The following is a 4,553-nucleotide window of genomic DNA, read 5'->3' as shown; positions in this document are numbered from 1 at the left end:
AAGACATTAACTATAGTGACTTAATACCTTACGCATCTGATTACACTCTATCTTATTATTACTCATTCTGGAATGAAGGAAGTAATATTCCCTCAGTAGAAGTTGGCAAAGCGAAACTGGATAGAATGGTTGTTTTCGGCGATAGTTTATCTGATACGATTAATGTTTATAATGGTTCTTATGGAACAGTGCCAAATAGTAATACATGGTTTTTAGGGCATTTTTCAAACGGACTTGTTTGGCATGAATACCTGAGTAAAAAGCATATCAAGGTGCCTGGTTACACATGGGCAACGGGCAATGCAGAGAGTGGCAGTAATCTGATATTCTCAGGATTTAGTCAGCAATTAGACTCATTTGAGTCTTATATGAAAAAATCTAATGGATATGATATTGGTCAAACTCTTTTTCTTGCTATGTTTGGCGGCAATGATTTTATCACGGGAAACAAATCACCTGATGATATTGTTAATAACTATAAAACCTCTTTAGTTAGATTGAAAAGTCTGGGAGCTAAGCAGGTTGCGATATTTACTCTCCCTGATTTCTCAACTATCCCTGCGGTTAAGAACTGGAGTCAATCCGACAGAGATAAGTTAAAAAACAAATCCACTGAGTTTAATACGAAACTAAGTTCGTTAATTAATTCTTTAAAATTAACTTATCCTGATGTCAAATGGATTATGCCAGATTTAAATGCAGCTTTTGATAAAATAATCAAAAACCCCGCAAGCTTTAATTATGTAAACGCTAAAGATACTTGTCTGAATCTGAGAGATTCCAGTCTTGATTATATTGCAGGTGCATCACCTAAAGACGAATGTAAAAATAGTAATGGAGCATTTATCTTCTGGGATAACATGCATACAACGACAAAAATGCATGAAGATATCAGTGATATCTTGGGTGATGAAATTAAATTTTTACTGTAAATGATCGTTAGCAATATAAGTAACCGTTATGTAGAAATGGCGTATGTTCACTGTGGAGGACATACGCCTCTTTATATTATTATAAAGGATGAGTTGTATATAAATTATGATTATACACATGGCTATTCAAACCCTTGACGAATAGCTTTGCGAAAGAAGCGCAATGCAGCCGCAGAGTCCCGTTTAGCGGTCAGCAAAAGGTCGATGGTTTGGCCTACAGTATCGACCGCGCGGTACAGATATCGCCACTAGCCTTTGATTTTGATGTAAGTTTCATCCATTCGCCACCGCCGGACTACTGTGCGTTTGTGTCGGCGAAAAACCTTATCTAACAGCGGCACCCAACGATGCAGCGTGGAATGGTCAATGACAATACCACGCTCTGCCATCATCTCTTCCAGGTTGCGTAAACTCAGTGAATAAGCCAGATACCAGCGGACACACTGAGCAATAATATCGACGGGATAATGCAGGCAACAAAAGGCGTTTCGGGTCAGAGACATGGGCAGGTAACATCACAAAAAACAGCATGCTACCTAACAACGCCTTAATGCGACAGAGCCATTTCATGTGGGGGTATCTCATTCCATGGAACCTCGGCTTCCCCCTATTTATACCCCAACTATCTATAAAATTCAGTCGATGCGGATAAACGTAGGGATGCCAGGAATTGTCAGAGAGGCTGATTACATAAGGGATTTATGGACTTAGATAGAATTTAGGAGACGTAAAGATGGTACCCTACAGGAGTGGAATTAAACGCATAACATACTGTTAAATAAATATATTTACCAAGTTCGATTTTCAAGATACCCCCAATGATACCCCCAAATAATTTTCCTTCCCCAAACCTGTACAAATAAATTACCAAGAATCGTGAAAGACGGTATTTGCTATCAGAATGATTTCATATCATCGCACTTCATTTTAATGGTTGTTATTTGACCACCAATTTAACAGTTGATTATGGATTCATAATCGCAAATAAAATTTCTCTATATATAACCAGAAAGTGGTCGGTTCGGTAGGTTCAGTCGGTTCACGGACGCATTTATTTGATATATAAGACAAATTAATTTTAAATTGAACCGACTCACGGTAGGTTCATCTCTCTACAAAGTCGGTTCAATAGCTTGTTGAACTTCCTTCAACCTGACGATAACCAAAAATAACTATTAATCTTCAATATGTTACTGTTTATCACTCATCTGATTGACTAAAAAAACCCCAATACCAACTTTATTAATCTCCTCTATGTCTAAACTATAAAAGATGTTCACAAAAAATCGTTTGTCAGAGAAAATTAAGAGGCAACATAGTTATGGATAACATTATTCAGTTAGTACCGTCACGTTGGGTTTCGGAATCAGTATTGATGGCTATAACTGGCTTAAAGAAAAATACCATTAAATATGCTAGAGATACTTCGTGGATGGAGGGGCGCGAGTACAAACACGTTTCAGGGAATGGAATCCCTCACGAAACAGCTGCTTGCTTCTACAACCGTGAATTGGTTGATGAATGGATACAAAAAATGCCAAAAGCAATACGTCGTGAGAGAAAGCCCACTTAGATAGGTAAGTTGCTGAGTATAGAATTGACGCACAACCAGCATTGAACGTGTGAAATAGTTAAAATATGGGTAAATCGGGCGACCGTTTAAGGCTTAATCTCTCTGTATCAGGCCGGTGACCCATCGGCCATTATCCCCTCCCCTGATAAATCCCCAGTATTTGTGTTACAAACTATTCGATCTATGATGCTTTAAACTCAGTGGCCCCCAAAGGCATCCAGCTAGTCCATATCTCAAGGAAGAGTAATGAAAGAATATGTAATCCCTACAATTCTAGCCGCGGTAAGCATAGTGAGCCTCTCATTTACCGCAATGTACCTATTCGACCTATTGGGTGATGGGTTGAGCATTGGTGGGATATGTATTAATGAAATTCGTGTTTACCATTACCACTGCTAGCCCATAGAGGGGTGTATGATTAAGGTCGCTTAGGCGGCCTTTTTTATTGCTGTGCATTTTGCAAGCATACAACACGTAGAATGCTTGCTTGTATGGATATACAGTGGATATAATGCAAGCACATTTCACAATGCGAGTGCTTGCAAATGACGGAAGAAAAAAAAGAAACAACTGGGAAAGCTAAAGGCGGTGTGGCTCGAGCTAAATCACTGACTAAAGAGCAGCGTTCTGAAATAGCCAAGAAGGGAGCTGCGGCTCGCTGGTCTGCAAAACCATTGAAGGCAACCCATAAAGGTAACTTTATGGATGAATTTGATATTGATGTCGAATGCTATGTCCTTAATGATGATAATAAAACGGCAGTTGTTTCAGGTGCAGGCTTGGCTAGGTTATTAGGGCTTGGTGACCACATGGTCCACGTGACACGCCTCCTGAACGCGCAATATATGTCAGATTTCATAGGTACAATTTTGCGCGATAAAATGGAAAAACCGTTTAAATTTCAATGGCACTCCGGTGGATCAGTTTTTGGTTCAGGAGAGGCTAACGGTTATGATTTGACCGCAGTAGGCGATATGGCAATAGCCATTATCAACGCCCATCAAAAAAACGCACTTCCTAAAACCCGAGCTCGATCGGCAATCATGGCCCAGAGGTTAGTAAATGCCTCAATGAAGGCGGGGCTAAAAGGGTTAGCTTACGCCATCGCCGGATACCGCCCAGAAGTTCAAGAAGTAATTGACGCTTTCAAGGCGTTTGTGCGCGAGGAAGCTAGAGGATACGAAAAAGAATTCCCTGATGAATTATATGAAGAATGGTATCGCCTCTACCGATTTAATAAACCTAAAAAAGGCCGCCCAATTCGCTTTGGACAACTAACTAATAATCAAATTTATATTCCTCTTGCCAAAAGTCAGGGGAAAATTTTAGACCTAGCTAAAGCCAGCAGAGCAGAGAATGGCAAGCCAAGCGATAAATTACACCTGTTTTTATCTGAGGTCGGAGTTAAAGCTCTAAGGCAGCACATTGGCAAGCTTCTAGGTGTTGCAATGGTTTGCGACACCAAAGAAGAATATGAGTATGCATTAAAAACAAGAGTATTTAAGTAATAAGTACACCCAACCCGGCCCCGCTGCCGGGTTTTTTGTGCCTGTAATCTGACAATCTCACCACCCTACCCGCTTTAAACACTACTCACGAATGTATAGACCGGGACACTAAGCCCGGCGTTGTATTTCATGCTTCAGGTAAAACAGCATCAGGTGACACAGCCCTTTTGATAACGATAATATGGAATCAGGCGGGTTCTGCTGTAAACCGATACTCGACAGTACCCCTGCTGAAAAAACTAAATTTTATGCCATTGAAAATGGTTGAGACTGATTCTTTTTCTTCTGCGTTGCTCTTATTCATTGCCATCAGTTTCATCATTATTATGAATGCCTCATCCGTTTTCATCGCGTCCTCTCCCAGCGTGGCAGAGAAAGCAGAAACAACCGCGGCACCAACATCCATGCCATCCTGGGCAGTCCCATCGCCGCTAGTGATCAGGGTTATCTCTGATAATTTTTGACTGGATTTGTCGGTTGTACCCACAATAGCCACATGATCATTAAAGACATAATTGAACGTATTGTTAACTTCATTTT

At 40.4% G+C, this 4,553-nt stretch carries 4 protein-coding genes and 1 pseudogene; 3 read left to right on the top strand and 2 right to left on the bottom strand.

The window, feature by feature from the left end; translation table 11 throughout:
- Positions 1-932: SGNH/GDSL hydrolase family protein (locus tag V2A85_RS22085; protein WP_420072378.1), on the top strand; the 932-nt coding region annotated here is incomplete at its 5' end.
- Between the two features lie 137 nt (positions 933-1,069).
- On the opposite strand, the pseudogene V2A85_RS22080 reads toward V2A85_RS22085, so the two are convergent.
- Positions 1,070-1,435: pseudogene (locus V2A85_RS22080) on the bottom strand (IS6 family transposase); the annotation flags it as partial.
- Positions 1,436-2,253: 818 nt separating this feature from the next.
- Here V2A85_RS22080 and xisR point away from each other — a divergent pair.
- On the top strand, positions 2,254-2,505 hold the full coding sequence (gene xisR / locus V2A85_RS22075) for an excisionase family protein (protein WP_167312756.1): 252 nt from the start codon (positions 2,254-2,256) through the stop codon (positions 2,503-2,505).
- 545 nt (positions 2,506-3,050) lie between these two features.
- The gene (locus V2A85_RS22070; protein WP_420072377.1) at positions 3,051-4,013 is read left to right on the top strand and encodes a P63C domain-containing protein; all 963 of its coding nucleotides are present in this window, start codon (positions 3,051-3,053) and stop codon (positions 4,011-4,013) included.
- Positions 4,014-4,200: 187 nt separating this feature from the next.
- On the opposite strand, the gene V2A85_RS22065 is transcribed toward V2A85_RS22070, so the two are convergent.
- On the bottom strand, positions 4,201-4,553 hold a 353-nt coding region (locus V2A85_RS22065; RefSeq protein WP_420072376.1), incomplete at its 5' end, for a hypothetical protein.

It is taken from the genome of Yersinia sp. 1252 StPb PI, from assembly GCF_048593885.1.
GTDB classification, from domain to species: domain Bacteria; phylum Pseudomonadota; class Gammaproteobacteria; order Enterobacterales; family Enterobacteriaceae; genus Yersinia; species Yersinia enterocolitica_E.
The sequence above is the reverse complement of the archived record's forward strand: the minus strand, read 5'-3'. Positions and strand labels throughout refer to the sequence as shown.